This window comes from Lactobacillus apis, from assembly GCF_002837055.1.
Taxonomy (GTDB): domain Bacteria; phylum Bacillota; class Bacilli; order Lactobacillales; family Lactobacillaceae; genus Lactobacillus; species Lactobacillus apis.
In genome coordinates, this window is sequence record NZ_PDKP01000001.1 from 630,376 (window position 1) to 656,267 (window position 25,892).

16 protein-coding genes and 1 pseudogene are annotated in these 25,892 nt (G+C 36.8%); all 17 read right to left on the bottom strand.

Translation table 11 applies throughout. The features are described from left to right. Positions 1 to 13: 13 nt before the first annotated feature. The 17 genes and pseudogenes from CRG87_RS03050 to CRG87_RS03130 all read right to left on the bottom strand — a co-directional run bounded on the left by CRG87_RS03050 (position 14) and on the right by CRG87_RS03130 (position 25,881). The gene (locus tag CRG87_RS03050) at positions 14 to 1,438 is read right to left on the bottom strand and encodes a C69 family dipeptidase (RefSeq protein WP_046307105.1); all 1,425 of its coding nucleotides are present in this window, start codon (positions 1,436 to 1,438) and stop codon (positions 14 to 16) included. A gap of 34 nt (positions 1,439 to 1,472) precedes the next feature. Then, positions 1,473 to 2,726: a signal recognition particle-docking protein FtsY gene (gene ftsY, locus CRG87_RS03055; protein ID WP_074425177.1), complete on the bottom strand. Its 1,254-nt coding sequence runs from the start codon at positions 2,724 to 2,726 to the stop codon at positions 1,473 to 1,475. A gap of 2 nt (positions 2,727 to 2,728) precedes the next feature. Continuing rightward, a complete protein-coding gene (smc, locus tag CRG87_RS03060; RefSeq protein ID WP_074425175.1) occupies positions 2,729 to 6,292 on the bottom strand; it encodes a chromosome segregation protein SMC in 3,564 nt (1,187 codons plus the stop codon). A gap of 12 nt (positions 6,293 to 6,304) precedes the next feature. Continuing rightward, positions 6,305 to 6,991, bottom strand: a complete 687-nt coding sequence (gene rnc, locus CRG87_RS03065; RefSeq protein ID WP_074425173.1) for a ribonuclease III — start codon at positions 6,989 to 6,991, stop codon at positions 6,305 to 6,307. Between the two features lie 131 nt (positions 6,992 to 7,122). Then, positions 7,123 to 8,892 (bottom strand): oligopeptide ABC transporter substrate-binding protein, encoded by a 1,770-nt coding sequence (locus CRG87_RS03070; protein WP_074425171.1) that lies wholly within the window; start codon positions 8,890 to 8,892, stop codon positions 7,123 to 7,125. Between the two features lie 245 nt (positions 8,893 to 9,137). Then, positions 9,138 to 10,907, bottom strand: a complete 1,770-nt coding sequence (locus CRG87_RS03075) for an oligopeptide ABC transporter substrate-binding protein (protein WP_074425169.1) — start codon at positions 10,905 to 10,907, stop codon at positions 9,138 to 9,140. Between the two features lie 179 nt (positions 10,908 to 11,086). Continuing rightward, complete coding sequence (locus CRG87_RS03080) at positions 11,087 to 12,853, bottom strand: oligopeptide ABC transporter substrate-binding protein (protein ID WP_074425167.1); 1,767 nt, start codon at positions 12,851 to 12,853, stop codon at positions 11,087 to 11,089. Between the two features lie 138 nt (positions 12,854 to 12,991). Further along, positions 12,992 to 14,764 (bottom strand): annotated as a pseudogene (locus CRG87_RS03085) (oligopeptide ABC transporter substrate-binding protein). Positions 14,765 to 14,951: 187 nt separating this feature from the next. Beyond that, the gene (locus tag CRG87_RS03090; protein WP_074425165.1) at positions 14,952 to 16,724 is read right to left on the bottom strand and encodes an oligopeptide ABC transporter substrate-binding protein; all 1,773 of its coding nucleotides are present in this window, start codon (positions 16,722 to 16,724) and stop codon (positions 14,952 to 14,954) included. Between the two features lie 167 nt (positions 16,725 to 16,891). Continuing rightward, positions 16,892 to 17,812: an ABC transporter permease gene (locus CRG87_RS03095; RefSeq protein ID WP_074425163.1), complete on the bottom strand. Its 921-nt coding sequence runs from the start codon at positions 17,810 to 17,812 to the stop codon at positions 16,892 to 16,894. A 12-nt stretch (positions 17,813 to 17,824) separates the two neighbouring features. Next, positions 17,825 to 18,784: an oligopeptide ABC transporter permease gene (opp4B, locus tag CRG87_RS03100; protein WP_046307121.1), complete on the bottom strand. Its 960-nt coding sequence runs from the start codon at positions 18,782 to 18,784 to the stop codon at positions 17,825 to 17,827. Between the two features lie 2 nt (positions 18,785 to 18,786). Further along, on the bottom strand, positions 18,787 to 19,764 hold the full coding sequence (locus CRG87_RS03105; protein WP_074425161.1) for an ATP-binding cassette domain-containing protein: 978 nt from the start codon (positions 19,762 to 19,764) through the stop codon (positions 18,787 to 18,789). Positions 19,765 to 19,766: 2 nt separating this feature from the next. Next, the gene (locus tag CRG87_RS03110) at positions 19,767 to 20,780 is read right to left on the bottom strand and encodes an ABC transporter ATP-binding protein (protein ID WP_074425160.1); all 1,014 of its coding nucleotides are present in this window, start codon (positions 20,778 to 20,780) and stop codon (positions 19,767 to 19,769) included. Positions 20,781 to 20,901: 121 nt separating this feature from the next. Further along, positions 20,902 to 21,144, bottom strand: coding sequence for an acyl carrier protein (gene acpP, locus CRG87_RS03115; protein ID WP_046307130.1), 243 nt, complete (start codon positions 21,142 to 21,144; stop codon positions 20,902 to 20,904). A 23-nt stretch (positions 21,145 to 21,167) separates the two neighbouring features. Then, positions 21,168 to 22,166: a phosphate acyltransferase PlsX gene (plsX, locus tag CRG87_RS03120; protein ID WP_074425158.1), complete on the bottom strand. Its 999-nt coding sequence runs from the start codon at positions 22,164 to 22,166 to the stop codon at positions 21,168 to 21,170. Between the two features lie 18 nt (positions 22,167 to 22,184). Continuing rightward, positions 22,185 to 24,221, bottom strand: coding sequence for an ATP-dependent DNA helicase RecG (gene recG, locus CRG87_RS03125; protein WP_074425156.1), 2,037 nt, complete (start codon positions 24,219 to 24,221; stop codon positions 22,185 to 22,187). A 1-nt stretch (position 24,222) separates the two neighbouring features. After that, on the bottom strand, positions 24,223 to 25,881 hold the full coding sequence (locus CRG87_RS03130) for a DAK2 domain-containing protein (protein ID WP_074425155.1): 1,659 nt from the start codon (positions 25,879 to 25,881) through the stop codon (positions 24,223 to 24,225). Between the last annotated feature and the right edge of the window lie 11 nt (positions 25,882 to 25,892).

Sequence of the window (25,892 nt, forward strand, 5' to 3'; positions counted from 1 at the left end):
CTCTAAAAGTGACTTATAGATTAGCATCCATATTAAAGGTTAGCTTAGACATATTGATAGAATCAATCATCATTTGTGCCCATAATTTTTCTGAACGTTTTCTAGTATATGCAACGGTCTCTTGATTTGCCTTCGTTAAGTAAGCAGTCAATTCAGCTCCAGATTTTTCACCGGCACCTTCAATAACGTCATGTACACGGTGACGATAGTATTGGTTCAGTTCATTCAAGTAATCAGTATCTAACTGAACAAATTGTGGGTAATGACTCTCTACCAACGCTGCAAGTGACTTGTAGTACCACCAAGCGTCATCCATATTGTAATCCATTGAAGTATTGTTATATGAAGGATCAGTATCATTCATATTAGCAAAAAATGGAACAAATGGCGTGAATGTTGGTCCACCAATACAAAGCCACATTACAGCAGCCTTGTCGTCTGGCACATCATTTCTTATTTGTAAGATATGCGCATTTTGAGTACGATTAAGTCCAATTGGACGGAAGCGGTGCTTTTCTTCTTCAGTGCCCTTACCAAAAGGATCATATGGAGTGTTTTGATAATGACTACCTAAAACAAATTCGATATCTTCACGAGTGATTTTTTTAGCAGCACGTCTAATAAATGGCAAATCACCGTCTGTTGGATCTTGTTCAATCTCTGGATTAAAGTACTTTTGACCATACCAAACACGGTTAGTGTTGTAAAAACGATCTTGTTGACTGTAAGTACCAAAAATATGGCGGAAGTTCCAGCCTTCATGATCGACATTCAAATGATGTTCCTCAACAAACTCGCGAATACCGTCACTCCACATGAAGTTGTCAGTATCTTCAAAATCAACTTGCTCAATTGAAACACGATTAGCTGCTACAGCATATGCATCATCTGGTATACGTTCAGCTACCCAATGATGACCGGTAACTATTTCCATGTACCAAATTTCGTCTTTATCACCAAACAGAACAGAGTTTCCAGCTGGTGAACCATATTTAGCAATTAATTTTCCTAAGTACTCAACACCGTTTCTAGCGGAATGAATGTATGGCAAAACAACTGTCTGCATACAATCTTCATCAAGACCATCTTTTACAAGGGGATCATAGGCCAATGCACGTTCATTACCATAAGTTGATTCAGTACATGACATTGCAACATTTTCTTGATTAATTCCACTTTCATCGTAGTAACCACGATTTTTATAATCAACATTAGGAACTGCTGGAACTGCTTGAGCATCTTCTGGCAAATCCATTTCAAATTTGTTTAGCCAAGACTTAATTTTACGGCCCTTTTCACCTTTTGCGGCAGGTTCGATAATGAACTTCTGTGGTGTAATTGGACGAAAAGTATCATCGTTTCGGCAGATCATAGTCGAACCGTCAACAGAAGCATTTTTACCTACTAAAATTGTGGTACATGCGCTATATTCTTTCATCAAGTATCTCCTCTTTTTGTTCTATCTTTCTATCTTAAACCAAATCGTGGAAAAGACCAACTGCATAGTCTGCGGCATCAAAATCGGCTAAATCACTTGCTTTTTCACCAAGACCAACCAATTTCACAGGTAATTTCATTTCGTTTCTAATTGCCAAGACAACCCCACCTTTAGAGGAACCATCTAATTTAGTCAAAACTAAACCCGTTAATTTAGTTGTTTTGTCAAAGTCTTTTGCTTGAAGTAATGCATTCTGGCCAGTTGAGCCATCTAAAACAAGCAACGTTTCTGTTGGTTCGTCAGGAGCTAATTTTTTAATTGTTCGCTCTATTTTTTCAAGCTCATTCATCAAGTTCTTTTTGTTTTGCAAGCGTCCAGCAGTGTCAACTAGCAAGTAATCAACTTGTTCGTCTATTGCTCTCTTAGTTGCATCATAAACTACCGAGGCTGGATCCGCTTGCTCCTTACTAGTAACAACTGGAACATCGACACGTTTGCCCCATTCAACTAATTGTTCAACTGCGCCAGCTCTAAAAGTATCTGCAGCAGCAAGTAAAACAGATTTACCTTCGTCTTTAAGACGTTTAGCTAATTTTCCAATTGTGGTAGTTTTACCAGCGCCATTAACACCAACGAAAAGATAGATATTAGTCTTGCCATCATCATGATGACTTAGTTTTTCGTTTTCACTGTCACCGTTTTGATCATATAGCTCAACCATTTTCTCAACAATGACTTTTTTAAGATCATCGCGAGATTTAGCTTTTTGTAGTTTAGCCTCATCCCTCAAAGCATCGGTTAACTGCTCTGCTGTCTCGTAACCAACATCTGATTCAATTAACAGCTCTTCTAGATCATCAAAGAAGTCTTCATCAACCGTTCTGAATTGTGCAAAAAAGCGATTCAAACGTGCCCCAAAGCCTTCGTTCGTCTTCTCTAATCCCTTTTCATATAACTCAGTCTGACTTTCAGATTGTTGTTCTTCAGAACTGGTTTGATTCTCTTCTTCATTATCCGTTGCGTCAGAATCAACGTCTTCTTGGGCCGTATTTTCTTTATCTTGTTCAGATTGCTCTTCCTCAACATCATTAGATTGATTCGAAGAATCATCTTCCGTATTCTTTTCTGTTGTTTCAGCTTCTTCTATACTTTCATCTTGCTCTGCTTCTTCAACGTCAGCTGCTTTTTCACCGTTTTCTTCTTCGGCTTTCTCGTCCTTTTTGGTTTCTTTATCTGTATTTTCATCTTCACCAAATAAAGATTTTTTTATCTTATCAAATAAACCCAAAGTTAATTCACCTCATCTTTTAGTTCTTTCAATGAAACCGAGAGTACTTGCGAAACCCCCGATTCCTGCATTACTACCCCATATAACTGATCCGCGCGTTCCATCGTTCCACGTCTATGCGTAATAACAATGAACTGAGTATGCATATCATATTCTTCCAAAAAGTTGGCAAACCTAGTTACATTAGCATCATCAAGAGCGGCCTCAACCTCATCCAAAACGCAGAATGGAACAGGTTTGTATTTTAGCATCGCAAACAATAATGTAATCGCAGTTAAAGCACGTTCACCACCGGAAAGTAAACTTAAACGTTGTGACTTTTTACCAGGTGGCTCTGCCATGATTTCGATTCCAGTAGTTAACATATCATCCGGATCAGTTAAAACAAGTTTAGCATTACCGCCGCCAAAAACTACTGGAAACAGTTGACTAAAGCTCTCAGCAACTGCGGTAAATGTCGCTTCAAATCTTGAACTAACTTCTTGATCCAATTCGGCCATCGATTCGCGCAAATTGTCACGACCCTTAATTAAGTCATTTTGTTGATTGTTAAGGAAGTCGTACCGTTGCTTAACGTTCTCATACTCTTCAATTGACTTTAAATTAACTGGCCCAATATCTTCAAGTGACATTTTGTGTAATTTTACACTCTTTTGAAGTTGTTCACGGGTTTCTTGACTATTTTGACTTTGCGCCTGATCCAAAGCAGCTTCAAAACTCAAAGAATAATCTTTACTTAATTGGTCAAGTCGTTGATCAATTTGACTAGTTAGACGAGCAATCTTAACTGAGAAGTCTTCTTGTTCACTTGCTGCATCTTTGCGCAAATCATAGTTTCTACTTGCCACTTGATCGAGCTGATTAATCTTAGCATCAAATTGTCCCAGTTTTGAACTAAGATTATTTAAACTAGCTTGTAATTCTTCTTTTTCAATAGAGCCTTGCTTAATTTCTTCATCCATTTGCTTTTTCTTAGCCTGGTCTAGCTCGCCACTATGACTGAGGGAAGATAATTTTTCGGATAAAGACTTGAGCTGAGCTTGATGCTGTTTCAAGCTTACGGCCTTGTCATTTTCTTGTCTAGTTAAGTTTTCCAACTTATTAGTATAAACAGCAATTTGCGGATCTAATTCAGAAAGCTGTGCCTGAACTTTTTGATTAAGCTCGGTAAAGTTTTTGATTCTATCTTGTATCTTGCTAATTAATTCTTTTTGTTGGTCAATTTTTTTGACAAAATCAGCTTTTTGTTTTTCAGCTGACGAAATCTTTTCTTTAATCTTTGCAATTTGCTCGTCACGTTCTTGTTGATGAGCTTCCAGCAAACGTTTGGCAGCCTTTAAGCGATTAACTTCCTTCTCCTGATTTTGAAAAGAAAGAACAGCCTCACCTAAGTCTCTGCTATATTCTCGTTCCTTGCTTTGTAGCTGAGTAATTTCTTCAGTTAAAGAATCACTAGAATCAGATAGTTCAGTAAACTGCACTTGATCCTTTGCCATTTGCTCTTTCAGTTGAGCAAGTGTTTTCTTTAATTGGTTAAGTTCAGAAACAGTCTGAAGCGGGGAATTATTTTTTTGATTTCGCGCTCCTCCTGTCATTGAACCACCAGGCGAAATAATATCACCATCGAGTGTAACAATACGATACCGAGCAACTCGTTGCCTAATTTTCATTGCGTTATCGATTGTGTCAACCACAATTGTGCTGCCTAACAAATAATTGATTGCAGCACTAATATCTTCTTCAGTAGAGCTTTTGACAAGCTGGCTTGCTATCCCTTGATAGCCGTCATAAGATTCAACAATCTTAACTGTTGAGGAAGGTATTTCATTTACTCTTAAACCATCGAGTGGTAAAAAAGTGGCACGACCACTATGATTCATTTTTAATCGATTAATCGCATCCCGCGCACTAGTGCGAGAAGTGGTCACAAGATCTTGAACTCCTCCGCCTAAAGCAGTAGTCATTGCCGCTTCAAATTCAGCCGAAAAAGTTATTAGTTCTCCAACCGCACCAATAACTCCTGGAAAATCACTTAAGTTATTAAGCACATTTTTTACACCATAATAATAGCCTTCATGCCGGTTTCTAATGTTTTTAAGTGCTTCATACCTAGCATTAACCTGACTATAGCGCTGGTTATTATCACTGACTACTTGACGCAAATTAGCTAAAGTTGCTTGTTGACTAGCTTGCTTGTCAGTCAATTGCTTTACATCGGCTCTAGCTCTTTGATGTTTTTCTTTTAATTTTTTTCCTTGTTCACGTAGTCGTTTAAGCTCACTATCCGCTTTTTCTAGCTGATTAACTACATCATCATTCTGGTAATCACTATCATCGCTAGTGCGCTTAAGTTCTGAATTTAAATAAACAATTTCATTATTATTAGAGGTTTGATCTTGCAAAAGTTGAATATAATCAGCTCTTAGATCGTCTAATTTCTTATTTAACTGCTCTGGATTTTCATCCAATTGCTCGGTTAGCTTAGTTCTTTTATCTTTCAGTTGAGCTTGTTCTTCAGCCAGTTCCTTTTTTTGCTGAAGTAGCGCCGCAGATTCTTCTTGTAAGTCAGCAATCTGCTTTTTTAGATCTGCCAGCTCCTTCTGATACTCTTTCTTTGTTGCTTCACTATACTGTTTGCTTTGCTCAGCAACCTGCAATTCAGTATTCAAATCAGAAAGTTTCTTTGTCAAAGCAAGTAGTTTTTCCTGAATTTGTTCGCGTTCATCATTTGCTGCTTTGTACTCTGAACGCTTAGCAGCAACCGCTGCTTGAGATTCTTTCACTTCACTATCAAGCTTTGATAAAAGAACTTGGTTTTGATCAGCTTTTTCTTGAACTGCCTTTTTTTGTTCATCTAAGTCTTCAATTTCAAATGCTAATAGGGTTTTTAAATCTTCATCTAAGCTATCTTTTTGAAACTGATATTCCTTAGCAAGTGAACTTTGCTCATGTAGCGGTTCAATTCGTTGTTCCAGTTCCTTGACCAAATCGTTAATTCTGATTAGATTTTCAGTAGTTTGGTCTAATTGAGCACTGGCTTCTTCTTTTTGCTTTTTAAAATGTAGTATTCCAGCAGCTTCCTCAAATAGACTTCGTCTTTCTTCCGGTCTAGAATTTAGAATCTGATCTACTCGCCCCTGCGAAATAATTGCAAGACTATCTTGAGAAATTCCTGAGTCCAAAAATAAAGCACGGACATCTTTTTGCCTTACACTACGCTTATTGATTAAGTACTCATTATCACCGGAACGCAATATTCTTCTAGTAACAATTACATGATCATCATCAAAGTTAAGTTCACGTTTTTTGTTATCAAAAATCATTGAAACTTCAGCGCGATTAGCGGGTTTACGAAATTCACTACCGGCAAAAATAACGTCTTTCATATTTGACCCACGTAGTGACTTAGCACTTGATTCTCCCATTACCCAACGTATTGCTTCAGTAATATTACTTTTACCACTACCATTTGGACCAACTATTCCAGTAATACCCGTGTCAAATTCAATTTTTGTTTTTTCTGCAAATGATTTAAAACCATCAATGATAAGTTCTGTTAATGGCAAACACTTATCCTCCTAATTGAGTTCGTTTAAGGCAACCTTAGCAGCTTCTTGTTCAGCCGCTTTTTTATTATGCCCATTACCTTGAGAAATCACTTTCCCATTTACAACTAACTGAACAGTAAAACTAGAAGGTGTCTGAACTTCTTTTATTACTTGATATTCAATTTTAACCGGTCCGTCCTGTTGTAAAAATTCTTGTAAGTCTGTTTTGTAATCCCGCGATGCGTCAAAGTGACCGGCATCAATTTCTGGGAAAACCGTCAATCTTAGAAAGTGTTCAACTGCATTCATGCCTTGATCAAGAAAAAGTGCACCGTTAAATGCTTCAAAAACATCTTCCAAGAGCGTTTTTCTGGCTCTTGCTCCTGCTTTTTCCTCACCATGACCCAAATTAATTTCAGTTGGAAAGCCAAATTCTTGTGCAAACCTAGCAAAGCCTTCAGTATCAACAATATTTGACCGCATCCGTGTTAGTTCCCCTTCATTAAGTTGTGGGAAATTACGATACAAATAATCTGAAATGGCTAATTCAAGAACTGCATCGCCTAAGAATTCCAGCTTTTCATAATCACGAACGCCATCGTTCGGATGCTCGTTGGCATACGATGAATGTGTAAAAGCTTCCTCCAATAATTTTGGGTTATTAAAGCTAATCTTGTATTTGGTTTTTAATTGATTAATAAATTTTGTACTGACCATCTTTTCAGCCCCTTTTTCTTTATAGATTATACCAGTTTTTACCTTAAAAAATGAAAAAGAAAACTATTACATCAAATTCATGTAATAGTTTTCTATAAATATTTGGCCTATCTACCTTAAGCAAGATACTTTTACTTAGTAAAAGCTACTCGATACCACAATGGATGGTCGTTATTCATCTTAGATGGCTTATATGAATATCCAGTCAGCTTACTGTTAACAGCATCAATCTGGTACACGTTGTATGTTGGAACAACATATGCTTCATCAGTCATATATTTTTGCCATTCATGGAATTTTTGAACACGATATTTATGATCAAAGGCTTTCTGAGAGTCCATTTCTTCTAGCAATTTAGTGTTTTCAGGTGTTACAAAACGGGAATAGTTCTGCATGGTTCCTTCACTATACAATTCGGCCTGTGAGGGTTCAGATGAAAGTGTCCATCCCCCTAAAAAGACGTCAACATTTGGATCATCATGTATAACCTTGTCATAGAATGAGTTGAACTCTGCTAAACGACCTCCTACTAACTTAACATTCAAACCAACCTTTTTCCACTGCAAGATATAGTTCTGAATAATCGGCTCGTCAATTGGTGTCTTAGCCTTAGCCAACAAGTTAATTGTTAACGGCTTACCATCAGGAGTTGTGCGCCATTTACCCTTCTTCTTATAACCAGCTTTATCTAAAATTTGATTAGCCTTCTTAAGATTAAAAGTGTAGCCCTTGTTGCTCTTATCAAAGTAATCGCCATATTGAGCAGGAATCAAGGTCGGAATTTGGAAACTTAAGCCGTCAGTATAGTGCCTATATACAGAATCCGTGTTTAATGCATATGCCATTGCTTGACGAAGTGACTTGTCACCCATCTTAGCTTTAGGATCCATTACATTCTTAGACTTTGCGTCATCCCACTTCCCGACCTTAAACGCCATGTAGAAATAGGCTAATGGTATTTGGGCAACAAAATTTACATCCTTAGTGTCTTTTACTTCTTTCCATTGACTGTTCACAACCCGCGCAATATCAAATTTATGACTCTTAATAGATTGTGAAGCAGAATTTGTAGTAACCACTTGATACTCGATTTTGTCTAATTTCGGTTTACCACGCCAATAGTACTTGTTAGGCACCCAAGTTACTGATTGACCACGAACAACTTTTTGCGCTTCATATGGTCCAAAATATAGTGGCTTTTTTCTAAGCTGATCAGATGAGGTTAGCTTAGAAAAAGGTACATTTTTAAGATAATGATATGGTGCAGCTTTTTCCCAGATATATCCATTACCTGAATAATACATACCTGGTTTTAATTCCTTGCAGTGTATTACAACTACTCGACCATCTTCACCATCAGGCATTTCAATACCAGAAATTGTCTTGGCTTTGCCCTCATGGTATTCTTCTATACCATTGATGATATTAAATTGAGAGGAATAACGCTGCGATTTAGTGGCCTTATTAGCAATGATTTCATAAGCATATTCAACATCCTTAGCGGTTACTTGTTTACCGTCTGACCATTTTACACCTTTTTTAATTGTGATTGTAGCAGTTTTCGCTTTGCGGTTAAGTCTTAGAGTTGCTGGCCCCTTATCATTAATTTTATAATGGTCGTCCGTATCAAAAAGAGATTCTTGACCAGGACTTGATATATCAGCACTAGGCTGATCATTTTGCAACTCTTCGTTAAAAATTCCAATAAATGGTGTGTCAGATTCTAACGCTATTTTAACTGTTCCGCCTTGCTTAGCAGTCTTATTGGGAGACTCAATTGGGAACTTTCTATTCGTCTTAGCGCCCTCATTGCCTCCATTACCGCTCTTACCACAAGCAACTAGTGCTAAAGCAGCTGTTGACACAATACCTAGGGAACTGATAAATTTACCTTTTTTCATAAAGCGTGTTCCTCCTTAATTCGTAAAATTTTAATTGAGTATTAGAAACAAGTTAATAATAAAATAATATCATCAAAAATTATAAAATCAATATAAAAATTAATATTTATTTCATTTGTTTTTATTATTTTAGCAATTATTTATAATAGAAGGAATTTGGGCAATAATTTATCACAAAAAAAGAGTGAAGAAACCTAGATTTCTTCACTCTTTTCATGTATTAAGCTTAAAGCTTATTTGATTTTTTACTTAGCAAAACCAACGTTGTACCATAATTGGTGACCATTGTTTAACTTAGAAGGCTTCAATGAGTAGTTAACTAACTTGCTGTTAACAGCATCAATTTGATACTCATTGTACATTGGAATGACGTAGGCTTCATCATTCATATACTTTTGCCATTCATGGAACTTGTCAACACGATACTTGTGATCAAAGGCTTTTTGTGAATCCATTTCCTTAATCAACTTAGTGTTTTCAGGAGTTACAAAACGTGAGTAGTTCGACATTGTACCTTCACTGAACATTTGCTCTTGTGATGGTTCAGTTGATAATGTCCAACCAGCCATAAAGACATCTACCTTAGGATCATCATGTTGAACCTTATCGTAGAATGAGTTGAATTCAGTTAAACGACCACCAAGCAATTTAACGTTCAAGCCAATCTTATTCCATTGTTGGATAAAGTTTTGAACAATTGGTTCGTTGATTGCTTGACCAGACATTGCCATGAAGTTAATTGTTAAAGGCTTACCTTCTGGAGTTGTACGCCACTTACCCTTCTTCTTGTATCCAGCTTTATCCAAAATTTGGTTAGCTTTCTTAAGGTTATATGTATAACCCTTATTGCTCTTATCGAAATAGTCACCAAATGGTGCTGGAATTAAAGTTGGGATTTGGAAACTAAGACCATCTGTATAGTGCTTGTATACAGCATCTGTGTTCATTGCATAAGCCATAGCTTGACGAAGTGACTTGTCATGCATCTTAGAATTTGGATTCATGACATTCTTAGACTTCTTAGCATCCCACTTACCAACTTTAAAGGCAAGATAACGATAACCTAAAGGAATTTGTGCTACAAAGTTTACATCCTTAGTATCTTTAACCTGCTTCCATTGACTGTTGATAACACGAGTAACATCGAACTTGCCACTCTTGATTGATTGAGAAGCAGAGTTAGGTGAAACAACTTGATAAATAATTTTATCTAACTTAGGAGTGCCACGCCAGTAGTACTTGTTTGGTACCCATGTTACAGATTGACCACGAACAATCTTCTGAACCTTGTAAGGACCAAAGTACAAAGGTTTCTTTCTAACTTCATCTGAACTTTCAAGTTTAGAGAATGGAATGTCCTTTAAGTAGTGATATGGTGCAGCCATTTCCCAAATATAGCCGTTACCACTGTAATACATACCTGGCTTTAATTCCTTGCAGTGCAATACAACTACTCGGCCATCTTCACCATCAGGCATCTCGATACCAGAAATGGTCTTTGCTTTACCTTCATGGTATTCTTCCATACCGTTGATAATGTTGAATTGTGATGCATAACGTTGTGACTTAGTAGCCTTATTCGCAATAATTTCGTAAGCATATTCAACGTCTTTTGCGGTTACTTGTTTACCGTCTGACCACTTTACACCTTTTTTAATCGTGATTGTAGCTGTTTTAGCTCTACGATCAAGTTTTAAAGTGGCTGGACCTTTATCATTAATCTTGTAATGATCATCTGTATCAAAAAGTGATTCTTGACCTGGACTTGCAACATCAGCATCTTGCTGACTCATTTGCAATTCTTCATTGAAAATACCTGTAAAAGGTGTATTTGTTTCTTCAGCAACCTTGATAGTGCCACCCTTTTTAACAGCTGAACTCTTAGTTTCTATTGGAAACTTACTTGCTGTTTTGGCACTTTCATTGTTTGAACTTTCACTTTTACCACATGCAACCAGTGTTAGGGCTGCAGCAGTAACAACTCCTAACGAACTTAAAAACTTACTCTTTTTCATAAGCGAGATTCTCCTTCTTAAATAAATAAGAATTTAACTGAGCTCTCGAAACAAGTTAATAATTTTATCTTAGCATTAAAAATGATAATTGCAATAATTTAATTAATTAAAAGTTAAGCTTTTTATATTATTCTTTTTCAAAAACAATAAAAAACTCGAGTTTTACTCGAGTTTTTTGCTTATTTAGCGTATGCAACTTCATACCAAATTGAATTAGAATGTGAAGGTTTTAATGTGTACCCTGTCAGCTTCTTATTAACAGCAGTAATTTCATACGAATTGTTAACTGGAACTACATAAGCTTCTTTATTCATATATTCTTGCCACTCATGGAATTTTTCAACTCTGTATTTGTGGTCAAATGCTTTTTGTGAATCAATTGCATTGAGTAATTTTGTGTTTTCTGGAGTGACAAAACGAGCAAAATTGAAAGGTGCCCCTTCACTATAAAGGTATGCTGGTGATGGTTCACTTGAAATGCTGGTTAGACTCCATCCCCCAGTAAACATATCAATTCCAGGTGCATCATGCTGGACCTTATCAGCATATGAGTTAAATTCAATTAGCCTTCCGTTATACAAGTTAATGTTAAGACCAATTTTATGCCATTGCTGCAAATAATTTTGGTAAATTGGTTCTTGAGTGTCATTACCTTGCTGCACTAAAAAAGTTATTTTAAGCGGCTTGCCATTTGGTTGAACACGCCATTTTCCTTTCTTTTTATATCCAGCTTTATCCAAAATTTGATTGGCCTTTTTTAAGTTGTAAGAAAAGCCTTTAACATCTTTGTCAAAATAATCGCCATACTGTGCTAAAATCAGCGTCGGAATTTGAAATGTTAAGCCACTATTATATTTCTTATTAACGTCTTCAATATTCATTGCGTAAGCAATTGCTTGCCGTAAAGCCTTATTATTCATTTTGCTCTTAGGATCCATCACATTTTTACCTGTTTTGGCATCCCATTTTCCAACTCTAAAGCCGATGTAACGGTATGCTAAAGGAATATTAGCAATAAAAGTGGTTCCTTTAGCGTCTTTTACCTGTTTCCATTGGTCATTAATTACGTTAGCAACATCAAACTTATGACTTTTAATTGATTGTGAAGCTGAATTAGTCGAAACAACCTGGCAAACAACCTTATCGAGTTTTGGCTTTCCACGCCAGTAATACTTGTTAGGAACCCAAGTAACAGACTGTCCGCGAACCAATTTTTCCAATTTATATGGGCCAAAAAACATTGGTTTTTTTCTAATTTTATCAGATGATTCAAACTTACTAAATGGGACATCTTTTAAGTAGTGATATGGTTCGGCCCCTTCAGTAAAATAACCGTTACCACTGTTATACATGCCTGGCTTCAACTCTGTATAGTGAATAGTTAGAGTTCGTCCATTTTCACCATCCGGCATTTCTAAACCTGAGATAGTCTTCGCCTTGCCTTCGTGATATGCTTTCATCCCTTTAATATACTCAAGTTGACTTGTATATCTTTGCGACTTAGTTGCTTTATTGGCCAAAATTTCGTACGGAAATTCCAAATCTTTGGCAGTTACCTGCTTACCATCAGACCATTTAACTCCCTTTTTAATGATGATCGTAACCGTCTTTTTTTCTTTATCAATTTTCAACTCTGCAGGGCCTTTATTGTTAATACGATAATCATCATCAATATCAAACAATTTTTCGCTCCCTGGAGAAGCTAGATCTATATCAGTTTTTGAAAACGCCAATTCACTAGCAAAAATTCCAGTAAATGGTGAATTAGTTTCAATTGCATACTTAACTGTGCCACCTTGTTTAGCCTCTTTTTTGGGCATTTCCGAAGGAAATTTACTAGCCTTTTTTGAATCATCAGTATTTTCAGCTTTATTACCACAAGCTGACAAAACAAGCGTAGCAGCACTGAGCAGGGCAATTGAGCTTAAAGTTTTGATTTTCTTCATTTATCTTACCTACACTTTTTCCTTATTAATCTGCCAAATTTGTAAAAAACAATAGTTCAGTAGATTATGAATTTAATAAATAGTTCATGCTGTTAAATATAACAAAAAAACTCTCCCTAAGAGAGCTTAATAATTTTTTTATTTCACATAACCAACTTTGTACCATAATGGATGTCCATTACTATTTTCAGTTGGTTTAAGCGAGTAACCAGTGATTTTATCATCAATAGCAAAAATCTTGTACGAGTTAAACATTGGAACAACATATGCTTCATCATTCATGTACTGTTGCCATTCACGGAATTTTTGAACACGATACTTACGGTCAAAAGCTTTTTGTGAATCAATCTCATCAATTAATTTATTATTTTCTGGGGTAACAAACCTAGTATAGTTCGCTGGTCCACCTTCACTGTATAATCCATTTGGTGAAGGCTCACTCGACAAACCCCAACCAGCCATAAACATATCTACAGCGGAATCATCATGTTGTACTTTATCATAAAATGAATTGAATTCAGTTAATCTTCCTCCAACAAGCTGTACATTTAAGCCGACTTTATGCCATTGTTGTAGGTAGTTTTGAACGATTGGCTCTTGTGTTACTGATCCTGACATTGCTAAAAGGTTAATCTTTAAAGGCTTACCGTTTGGTTGAGTTCTCCACTTACCTTTCTTCTTATAGCCAGCCTTATCTAAAAGTTCATTGGCTTTCTTCAGGTCATAGTGGTAGCCTTTTGCATCTTTATTATAATAATCACCAAATTGTTTCGGTATCAGCGTTGGCACTTGGAAGCTCAAACCATTTGTATAATGCTTGGTAACTTGAGCAATATTCATTGAGTAAGCAATAGCCTGACGCAAAGACTTATTATTCATTTTACTATTAGGATTCATAACGTTTCTGCCTTTTTTGGCATCCCACTTACCGACTTTAAAACCTAAATAGTTATATGCTAACGGTATTTGTGCAATAAATTTAACGCCTTTAGTATCCTTTACTTGCTTCCATTGTGCGTTAACAACTTGCGCAACTTCAAACTTATGCGCCTTAATAGCTTGTGAAGCAGAATTAGGTGAAACTACCTGATAAACAATCTTAGATAACTTTGGTTTGCCACGCCAGTAATACTCATTAGGCACCCAAGTAGCTGATTGTCCGCGGACTAATTTAGCCAATTTAAATGGTCCAAAGTAAAGTGGCTTTTTTCTGACCTAATCTGAAGATTCAAGTTTGTCAAAAGGAACATTTTTCAAATAATGATACGGTGCAGCGCCTTCCCAATAATAATCATTTCCACTATACGCCATGCCGGGCTTGATGGAATCGAAGTGTAAAACCATTGTTCTACCGTTTTCACCATCTGGTAATTCGATTCCGGAGATTGTTTTAGCTTTTCCCTCATGGTATTCTTTCAGCCCTTTAAGAGCCTCTAATTTGGTTGAATATCGTTGTGCCTTAGTTTTTGCATTCCCTAAAATCTCATATGAATATTCCATGTCCTTAGCGGTTACTTGCTTACCATCTGACCACTTAACACCCTTTTTGATTGTAATGGTGATGGTCTTTTTATTTTTGTCCAATTTCATTGTAGCAGGACCGTCATCAGTTATCTTGTAGTAGTCATCAGTTGCAAATAATGATTCCTCACCTGGAGAAGCAACTTGAGCATCAAAACTAGTGACAGACAGTTCATCTAAAAAAATCCCTGTGAACGGAGTATCTGTTTCCAATGCCACCCGTACAGTGCCGCCTTGTTTAGCTTCCTTTTTGGGCATTGCAATAGGAAAACGACTTGCTGTTTTTGCATTATCAGTGTTATCCGCATTATTGTTTTTACCACATGCTACCAAAGTCAACGCAGCAAGGCTCAACATTCCTGCCGATCCAGCTAGTTTTGCTCTTTTCATAAAAGTACTCCTTTAAATTCAGAATAAAAATCGTTTTGTTAATATTATATGAATAAATTAAACGTGTCAATTACTTTTATTAATATTATTTTAATTTTTTTATAATGATAACAGTTAATTTTAAAAAAATAAAATAGCAAATAAAAACACCCCAAGATAATATCTTGAGGTGTTGCCATAAACTTAGTTATTTAGTAAAGCCAACTTTATACCATAATTGGTGTCCATTTGAATTTTCAGATGGATTTGTTGAGTAGCCAGTTATCTTCTTATTAACAGCTATTACTTTGTATGAGTTATCTAGAGGAATTACGTAAGCCTCGTCATTCATGTAATCTTGCCATTCATGGAACTTATCTACACGGTAGCTATGATTGAATGATTTTTGCGAATCAATTTCTTTCAATAGTTTATTGTTCTTTGGCGTAACAAATCTAGTGTAGTTCATTGGAGAAGTTTCACCATAAAGCGCTGCTGGCGATGGCTCACTTGCTAAACTCCAGCCAGCCATGAACACATCAACTTGAGGGTTGTCGTTTTGAATCTTATCATAGAATGAATTAAATTCACTCAAACGGCCACCGACAAGCTTTACATTCAGGCCAACTTTTTGCCATTGTTGAATATAGTTTTGAACGGTTGGCTCTTGAACAGAACTACCGGTCATTGCCAAGAAGTTAATGGTTAATGGCTTACCGTTAGGTTGAACACGCCATTTACCTTTCTTCTTATAGCCAGCCTTATCAAGTAGCTGATTTGCCTTTTTCAAGTTATAATCATAACCTTTGGCACTTTTATCGTAGTAATCACCAAATTGAGCAGGGATTAGAGTTGGGATGCGGAAGCTTAAACCAGAAGTATAATGTTGATCAACAGATGAAACATTCATTGCATAGCCCATAGCTTGACGCAATACCTTGTTATTCATCTTTGCTTTAGGATTAGTAACATTCTTGCCTTGCTTATCGTCCCATTTACCTACTTTAAAGCCTAAGTAGTGGTAGCTAAGAGGGATTTGCGCTACAAAGTTAACATTTTTAGTATCCTTAACTTCATTCCATTGTGAATTAACTACTTCTGTAACATCAAATTTATTACTTTTAATACTTTGCGAAATTGAGTTATCGGAAACTACTTGTGAAACGATTTTTGCTAGTTTTGGTTCACCACGCCAATAGTACTTATTAGGAACCCAAGTAACTGATTGTCCACGGACAATTTTTTGAACTTTAAACGGACCAAAGAACATCGGCTTCTTTCTGATTTGATCAGATGATTGTAATTTATCAAAAGGAATATCCTTCAAATAGTGGTATGGCGCTGCTGATTCCCAGAAGTAACCATTACCACTGTAAAGCATCCCTGGTTTCATTTCTTTGAAGTGCAAAACAATAGTTCTACCTGACTCACCGTCTGGCATTTCAATTCCTGAAATTGTTTTGGCTTTTCCATCATGGTACTCTTTCATACCAACAATTTCTTCAAATTGACTGCTATATCTTTGTGCCTTTGTTTTCTTGTTTGCTAAGATTTCATATGGGTATTCGAGGTCCTTAGCATTTACTTGCTTACCATCAGACCACTTCACACCCTTTTTCACTGTAATTGTAATTGTTTTAGCTTTTCGGTCTAGTTTAAAAGTTGCTGGACCTTTATTAGTGATTTTGTAGCTGTCGTCAGTATCAAATAATGATTCCTCACCAGGTTCAGCTACTGAACTATCAATTGCAGTAGTCGATAATTCATCTGAAAAAATACCAGTAAATGGTGTATCTGTTTTAATAGCGTACTTTAAAGTACCACCTTGCTTAGCCTCTTTTTCTGGCACTGCTTGAGGAAATTTACTTGCCGTCTTAGCATTTTCATCATTAGCAGTATTATTACTTTTACCACAGGCTACTAGTGTCAAAGCCGCAGCAGACACTAAACCTATGGAACGAAGAATTTTTGACTTATTCATAATTATTTAAAAACTCCTATCTAATCAATGAATAATAAATTCCCGTATGTTCTTGGAATAAGCTAATGTAATAATTTTAACATATTTACCGCTAGTTTTAAATGTGACCACTTCCTACTCTTTTTCACTGTAACAAAAAAGACTTGCTCTCACAAGTCTTTTTATTTTTAGTTTTCACGTTGTCTTGCATCACCTGCACGTTGTAATGCTCGACCTACATAGTTAATACTAAGTGAAATAGCTAACAGCATAACCGTTGCTGGAAGCCACAACCAAGGCCGACTAACAACATTAACTGGGTCATTTGCAAAGCCAATTAATGTACCGAGTGAAGGCACAGAAGATGGTAAACCGTAATCGATGAATGAAAGAGTTGTTTCAACACCAATGTTACTTGCAATTGCAATAACAACATCAATGATAATCATTGAGGTAATGTTAGGTAGCACTTCACGGAACATAATCTTGAAATCAGACGAGCCAGAAGTCTTTGAAGCTAACACATAATCACGACCTCGTTGAGAAAGAATGAAGGCCCTGAAATACCTTGCCGTTCCAGTCCAACCAAACATTGAAATTATCCAAACCAAACTCAACGGGCTATAGTGAGGAATAACTGTTACCAAAACAATTTCGATTGGCATTACAGGTAAAACTTGGATAAAATCAACAATTCTCATGATAATTGCATCAATGTAACCACCATAATAACCTGAAACTAGTCCGACAACCAAACCGACAACTTCACAGATAGCAGTAACACCCATACCAATAAGAATTGAGTTACGTCCACCCATAATCAATAGTTTTACAATATCACGACCACCGTCGTCAGTACCTAATAAGTGTCCATTGGTTCCCCAACCATAGTAGGCATCAATAATGTTAGTTTCAGTAACCTTTTCGGCGTTCAAGAAAAGTGAACCACCAAAGGTAAATAGTAAAATTGCAATTATAACAATAAATGCAGTTAAAGCAACTTTGTCTTTAAAAATTTCTCGCGCAATCACTTTAATGCTTGAAGCAGGAGCAGAAACTTTTTTCTTGTTAACTTCTTCGGTTGAAGTGTTTTCTTTCTTTTCAGACATTTCTTTTCCTCCTTACTTAATTCTGATTCGTGGGTCAACTATACTCATAATAATATCTGATAATAAATTACCGAGTAAAGTAAGAATACCAAAGATTAAAATTAATGCTGTTAAGGTTGTGTAATCACGTTGACCAATTGAGTCAAGGAACAATTTACCCATTCCTGGATAACTGAAGACTGACTCAACAATCATTGACCCACTTAATAATCCAGTAATTGTTGTACCAAATGAAGAGGCAATTGGTAAAAGTGAGTTACGTAAAATGTGCTTACGGAAAACAACATTTTCTGGAACACCCTTACTATGGGCTGTACGAACGTAATCTTCAACCTTATTATCAACAATACCAGTTCTTAAATACTGTACAATTGAAGTGGTTGTAATTAAGGCAACCAAGCAAGCAGGTAAAATAATGTGATAGATTTGACTACCTAAAGTACCCCAGAAACCAGAAGCATTAGGTGACACAGAACCTGAGATTGGGAACCAACCTAAAGTAAAACCAAATAGCCAAATTCCTAAGATGTAGAAGACAAATGGTGGTACCGCAAAAGTTACATAGTTAAAAATTTGAACTGCTTGATCTTGCCATTCGTCTTGGTGACGACCAGCGGTAATGCCCAAAGGAATTGAGATTCCATAACTTATGGTAGTAGTTAACAGCGCGAGCCAAAAAGTATTTACAGCACGGTCAGCAATTAGTGAAGTTACTGGAACATGTTGGATATAACTAGTACCTAAGTCACCTTTAAATAAGTTACCAACCCAGCGACCATATTGCACTGGTATCGGATCGTACAAACCAGCAGCACGTTTTAAAGCCTCAAGTTGTTTTGGATCAGTATTAGGATTAATTTGGCCACTAAATGGGTCTCCAGGCATCATTTTAGCTAAGAAGAAGATCAAAATACTCAAGATAATCACCTGAGGAATCATGATTAATACTCGTCTTAAGACTGTTTTCCACATTATTAATTTCTCCCTTCTTCTTTTAGCTCTTCACGTTCAAGTTCATCTTTTGGCAAAGCAACCCAGTGCTTACCTGAAACTTGTTGCAGTGGGAAGACACGACCTTCTTGATCGTACCACTTACTTTGGTCATTTTGAAATTCTTGTTCGACTTCTTCACGATGCTTTTTGTTTTCTGCACGGTGTTCAACGTCAACAACAGGAATTGCCGAAAGCAGACGCTTAGTGTAGATATGCATTGGGTGGTTATAAATGTCCTCTCGGCTACCGATTTCTACTAGACGACCACGGTGCATAATAGCCAAGTTCTCCGACATGTGCTTAACAACACCCAAGTCATGAGAAATAAACAAATATGCAATGTTATATTGCTGTTGGATATGCTTCATAAAGTTCAAAACCTGCGCCTGAACCGACAAATCCAAAGCACTTGTTGGCTCATCGGCAACAATCAACCTTGGATTTGTTGCAACCGCACGTGCAACACCAATTCTTTGTCTCTGACCACCAGAAAATTCATGTGGATACTTATAAATTGAGTCACTTGGCATCCCAACGATGTCCAATAACTCTTGTACACGATCACGTTCCTGATCAGTAGTTAAATTCTCAAAATTACGAATTGGTTCCGCAATAATGTCTTCAATTCGCTTTCTAGGATTCAAACTAGACATTGAATCCTGAAAGATCATTTGAACATCTTTGTTGTAGTTTAACTTACGACGATTCTTAGATTTTGTAATATCAACATCATGATAAATAATTTCGCCGCTTGTTACTGGTTCAACACCAACAATTGCTTTTCCTGTTGTTGACTTACCGGAACCTGACTCACCAATTAAGCCATATGTTTCACCTTCGTTAATAGTGATGTTAACACCATCAACCGCACGAACGTAATCAGTAATACGATTCCAAAAACCAGATCTAATTGGATAGTGTACCTTTAAATCTTTTACTTGAATAATTTCTTTTGCCATAATTACTCCCCACTTGCTTCAGAATCATCAAAGTGGAACGTCTTCCAACATGTACATCTTACCCAGTGACCAGGCTCAACTTCATGCATGACAGGTTCCTTTTCATGGGCACTAGCAGGAATCCACGGAATTCTATCCGCAAAACGATCCCCTTCTCGTGGCATGTTTACCAATGATGGAACTGTTCCATGAATAACGTGTAAATCTTCATCTGTATCATCAGATTGTGGCATTGAGTTCAATAATGAACGTGTATATGGGTGTAATGGATTGTTGAAAATTGTCTTAACGTCTGCTTTTTCAACTACTTGACCAGCATACATAACAGCAACTTCATCAGCTGTTTCAGCCACAACACCCAAGTCGTGCGTAATCAAAATAATACCTGAATGAGATTGCTTTTGAATATCTTCAAGTAAATCAAGAATTTGTGCTTGAATAGTTACATCCAAGGCTGTAGTCGGCTCGTCAGCAATAATAACTTCTGGTTTGCAGGCAATTGCCATGGCAATCACGATACGTTGACGCAAGCCACCTGAAAGTTCGAAGGGATACATTGAGTATGTTTCTTCCGGCTTTGGCATACCAACTTGATTGAACAATTCAATAACGCGTTCATGACGTTCTTTTTCATTCATATCGGTGTGGTAGTACAGAGTTTCTGCAACCTGGTCGCCTACACGCATAAGTGGGTTTAAACTGGCTAGTGGATCCTGGAAGATCATACCAATCTTATTTCCACGAATCTTATCAAATAGAGATTCATTTAAACCGACAAGGTTTAATTCATTATATAGAATATCTCCAGTTACTTTTGTATTTTTATGGTCATATAAACCAATAATACTTGCGGCTATTGTACTCTTACCACAGCCAGATTCACCAACGACTGATAAAATTTCATCTCGCTTCAGAGTAATGTTAACATCGTCTGCTGCATCGTAAAACTTTCCGTTTAAACGATAAGCAGTATGAAGATGCTGGATATCTAGCAAGAGATCACTTTGTTTTTCCAAAGGCCATTTCCCCTCTCAATTTTTCAACAAGTTTATTAAAGATACTTAATAAATTTATTTAATTTCTAATTATATACATCAAAATGGCTATATGCAAATATCAACCTGAAATTTATTGAAATTAATTTTGATGTGAAGCAATGTAACTAACTGCATCGCCAACTGTTTTTATCTTTTCAGCATCTTCATCAGAAATTTCTGCACCAAATTCATCTTCCAATTGTAAAATGAATTCTACTAAATCAATTGAGTCAGCATCTAAATCAGTTGTAAAATTCGTTTCTTTTGTAATCTTGTCTTTAGAGACTTCAAAATTATCGGCTAAAATGTCCTTTATTTTAGTAAAAATTTCTTCTTCAGTCATTATCAATTCTCCTTTATTACTTTTTATTTATCAGTAGCAAATTCAGCCCTAAATTGGTCAATAATATTTTCTTTTAATATTTTATCGACCTGTTTAATTGTAAAATAGACTGCTCGCTGATCTGAACGTCCATGAGTCTTTACCACAGGAGCATCCAAGCCTAACAAAACTGCTCCACCGTATTTATCAACGTCAAATTTTGAAACTAAACCTTTCAAGGCATTTTTTATTAATAAAGCACCAATTTTAACCAAAAAACCACTATTTAGCAAATTGTCTTTTAATAAATGAATTAGAACGGAAGACGTTCCCTCAATATTCTTTAAGACGGCATTACCTGTAAAACCATCTGTCGCCACAACATCGGCTTTACCCTCTAAAAGTTCATTTCCTTCAATATTACCAATGAAGTTTAATTCACTATCAAGTAATAATTGATAAGCTTCTTGATGAACATCGTCACCCTTATCACTTTCAGACCCATTGTTAAGAAGGGCAACGCGTGGATTTCCAATACCGCGGACTTTTTCAGCATAATATGATGCCATTTTAGCCCAATTAAGGATGTACTCAGGTTTGGTCTTGGCATTTGCACCAACATCAATCATGTTAAAACCATCGTCTGAATTTTTAACAGGTAAAGTTGGCATAAATCCTGGACGAGCAATCCCCTTAATCCGACCAATAATAAAAATACCACTAGCCAGAATTGAACCAGAATTTCCTAATGATAAAAGTGCGTCCGCTTTTCCCTGCTTAACATACTGCGCTGCGACAACCAAAGAAGAATCTTTCTTTGTCCTGATTGCTTTAACAGGTTCATCCTCATCATTAATAACTTCTGTTGTACCAACTATCTCTATTTGGTCAGTATCGGAACCGACCAGTTTTTTAATTTTTGCTTGGTCACCAAATAAAATAAATTTGGTTTCTTTTAATTCTGTTTTTGCCTGCAAAACGGCTTGGACAATGGCTTCTGGCGCATTTTCGCCACCCATTGCATCAATTGCAATTGTTCTCATTTATTTCCACAATCTTTTCTAAGTACGTTCTTGCTGTAATTTTTTATATTCTATCACTTGTTTTAAATTTTTGTGCTCACTATCAGATAATTCTGGATCTTTTTCAACTATATTGTTGGCTACTTGTTGAGCCACAACCATTGTTTCGTAGTTGTTGACCACATTTCCTACCTGAAATTCTGGCAACCCAGATTGTGCACGCCCGAAAAGATCACCTTCACCACGAAGCTTTAAGTCTTCTTCGGCCAGTTTAAAGCCATCGGTTGTTGATGCAATTATTTTCATTCGCGCCTTCCCGGCTTCCGTTTTTGGATCTGCTAAAAAGACACAATAGCTTTGCGTTTTTCCACGTCCAATTCGGCCACGAAGTTGGTGCAACTGACTAATTCCAAAACGATCGGCATTGTAGATAATCATTAAATTTGCATTGGCGACATCGACTCCAACTTCAATCACACTAGTAGTAACTAAAATGTTAATCTCACCAGCTGCAAACTCTGACATAATTTCTTCTTTTTTTGCTCCCGGCATTTGGCCGTGAAGAAGTTCAACACGTTGATCAGGAAAATCATGACTTAACTTTTCAAAAAGTTCCTCTGCATTTTTTAAATCAAGCGCTTCAGATTCTGTAATCAATGGAGTAACAGCATAAATCTGAAAATGTTGTCCCAGCTGCTCGCGCATTAGACGATAAACATCACTCATCTGGTTGCCAGTCTTCCAAAAGGACTTAATTTGCTTTCGGCCCGCCGGAAGATGGCGAATTTCTGAAACAGAAGTTTCGCCATAAACTGTTAAGGCTAGGGTTCTTGGAATTGGAGTTGCAGTCATTGCCAAAGTATCAGGTGCATTACCCTTATTAATCAAAGCTTGACGTTGTCCAACTCCAAAGCGGTGTTGCTCATCAATAATTACGAGTCCTAGGCTTTTAAAAATAACACTTGGTTGAATTAATGCATGAGTTCCAACAACAACATTGATAGTGCCATCAGTCAATTCACGATATATTTCTCGACGCTCGAGTGTCTTAGTAGTTCCAGTTAAAAGTGCTGTCCTAACGCCAAACGGCCGCAAAAAATCATCTATCTTCTTAAAATGCTGCGTAGCCAAGATTTCTGTTGGCACCATTAAAACTGCTTGAAAGCCAGCAGTAACAGCCGCATACATCGCATAAATTGCAACAATCGTTTTACCTGAACCAACATCCCCTTGCAGCAAGCGATTCATTTGCTTAGTAGAATGCAAATCAGCAAAGATTTCATTTATAACCCTTTTTTGATCATCTGAAAGATCAAATGGCAATGCTTTGGTCAGTTCATTGATTTCTTCCAAATCATACTTTTTTGCTATTCCAGTATTTTTAGAATTATGTCTAGTTAATTCAGCAAGTTCTGTTTGGAAAATAAAAAATTCGCGGAAAATTGCGCTTCTTTTCGCTAATTCTGCTTCACGGCCATTTTTTGGATGATGCATTTGCAAAATTATTTGTTGCTCGGGAAGTAAGCGATACTTTTGACGAATTGGTTCGGGAACGATATCCATTACGTCTGGCAAAAAATCCTCCAAAGCTAAATCTATCAACTCAACGAGCTTCTTTTGCCTAATATGATGGTTAACCGAATATATCGGAGCCATTCCGCTGTCATTTTCCTTTGCAGCAACAAATTTAAAGCCAGCCAAACTTTGCCTTGCAAGGTTGTACTTGCCATAAACTGCTACTTCTTTTCCAACTTCAATTTTCTCTTTTAGCCATGGCTGATTAAAAAAATTGACCAAGATTACATCATGGTCAATTCTCATTTTGAAACTAAGTCTACTTTTTTTGTAACCAAACCTGCTAACAAAGGCGTCAGTCGCAACAATCCCTTTTAGCATTACCTTTTGACCATCCATGATCTGCTCAAGTGGTATCGTCTGCAATTCATCGTAGCGAAATGGAAAATAAAATAACAAGTCATATATGCTATATATTCCTAAGCTACCAAGAGCAGCAGCAGTTTTTGTTCCTACGCCTTTCAAATTGGTCACAGGAGCAAATAGTTTGTTTGCATCCATTTTACTCTACTGAAATCAAGAAATTATAAACTGGTTGCCCACCATTGTGCACTTCAAATTCAAGATCATCGTGCTTTTCTTCTAGCGCAGAAACAACTTGATTGGCCTCTTCTTTGTTAGAATCACGACCAAACATCACAGTAATAATTTCTGAATCCTCATCAAGCATTTTTTCAACCATATCAACGGTAGATTGAACTAGATCTTTTTCAGCAACTTGAATATCACCATCAATAATACCTAAAAAATCATTTTCATGGATTTCAATACCATTGATTGTTGTATCACGGTTAGCTTTAGTAACTTCTCCTGAAACGACATCTTCAAGTGAATCAGTCATATTATCAACGTTGTTTTCCAATGTATCATCTGCATCAAAAGACAGCATTGCAGTTAGTCCTTGCGAAATTGTCTTAGTAGGTACAATTCCAACTGGAATATCGCTAACTTCTGCTGCTTGTTTTGCTGCCATTACGATGTTGCCATTGTTAGGTAAAACGATTGCCTTCTTGGCTCCTGATTTCTTAATCGCATCGATAATGTCTTGAGTAGAGGGATTCATTGTTTGTCCACCAGAAATAATCCGGTTTACCCCTTCACTTTCAAACAGCTTACGAATACCGTTACCAGAAGCAACTGCGATTACAGCAAAGTCAACACTTTCTTGCTGTTCTTCGCTATTGTTAACAATCGTCTCGTGTTGAATACGCATGTTATCAATTTTGATTTTACCTAATTGCCCAAATTGGCTACCATATTCAAAAATTGCACCTGGGTGCTCAGTATGAATATGAACTTTAGCTACTTCATCATCAGAAACAGCTAAAAGCGAATCACCTAATTTAGATAAATGATCTCTAAATTCTTCAAGGTTAAATGGCTTTTTATCAGGTATATCAGCAGTCAAATCAACCATAATTTCTGTACAATAACCATGGTCAATATCTTGAGTAGCTAATTGTGATTGAACTGATTGGTGGTGCATGGCATTAATCATTTCATCCATTTCACCTTCATCTGGTTGGTAGCGATCTGCAAAATCTTCGCCAAGAAGACCTTCCAAAAATCCCTCATAGATAAAGAGCAAGCCCTGTCCACCAGAATCAACTACACCGACTTGTTTTAAAACAGGTAATAAATCAGGTGTTGTCTTCAAAGCTGCTTTGGCACCTTCGACAATCGCCTTCATTACTTCTTCAACATCGTCCGTCTCATTGGCCTTATTAGCGCCTTCTTGAGCTGCTACACGGGCAACGGTTAAAATTGTACCTTCAACTGGTTTCATCACAGCCTTATAAGCTGTAGCAACACCATTAGAAAAGGCATTTGCAAGTTCTTGAGCGTTTAAAGTCTGCATTCCTTGAGTAGCTTTGTACACACCTCTAAAGAGTTGGGAAGAAATAACCCCACTGTTACCGCGGGCTCCCATTAGCATCCCTTTAGCTAAGCTCTCGGTTAGATCACCGACACTATTACTTGGGTTTTCGCTAACTGCCTTTGCTCCGCTTTCAATAGTTAAATTCATGTTTGTTCCAGTATCACCATCAGGAACTGGAAAAACATTCAAGGAGTTAATAAACTCTGCATTTCGACCAAGTCGGTGTGTTGCCACACGGACCATGTCTCTGAACTTTTTACTATCTATTTCCTTTAAAACCAAAATTTATAACC